Origin of the sequence: Pseudoalteromonas sp. Angola-4, from assembly GCF_028599265.1 — a bacterium.
Lineage (GTDB): Bacteria > Pseudomonadota > Gammaproteobacteria > Enterobacterales > Alteromonadaceae > Pseudoalteromonas > Pseudoalteromonas atlantica.
Genome location: NZ_JAQREK010000081.1, coordinates 1 through 468, shown reverse-complemented (window position 1 = coordinate 468; position 468 = coordinate 1). Strand labels below are relative to the sequence as shown.

At 38.0% G+C, this 468-nt stretch carries 2 pseudogenes; both read left to right on the top strand.

Features of this window, described 5'->3' with window-relative positions:
- Positions 1-155: pseudogene (locus PSH48_RS20900) on the top strand (LuxR family transcriptional regulator); the annotation flags it as partial.
- A 122-nt stretch (positions 156-277) separates the two neighbouring features.
- Positions 278-468 (top strand): annotated as a pseudogene (locus tag PSH48_RS20895) (peptidase); the annotation flags it as partial.

Sequence of the window (468 nt, the reverse complement as noted above, 5' to 3'; positions counted from 1 at the left end):
CACTAAGAAACACAAAAGAAAAAACCGTTCGCCAACAAGCATCAGACATCTATAGTAAAGCCGATGTAGAGGGCAGACATGAGTTTGCCGCATGGTTTTTAGAAGACTTTATGCAACAAAGGCACTATCCGCATTCAAGCTCAGCCATTAACTAATGCAGTGACTATCGCATATACTTGCGCGCTATTTTAGTCAGCGTTAAGCTAACGCTTTATTTTCGTCATTATGGTCTATGTGCTCTATAGCCCGCAGAGATAATTCAACGTAAAGGTTTAATATGAATAACAGTACCTACCCTATTGGCAACCCTGGTGAAAAGTGGAATAACAATCATAAACTCCAATGGCTTGAAGCCCAGAAAATTAAACGTAGTTATAACGATGAAGTATTAACGCTAATTAATGAGCTAAAATATACGCTTGTTGTAGATCAATATGGTGAACTTAATTATGCTCAAAACAGTTACCC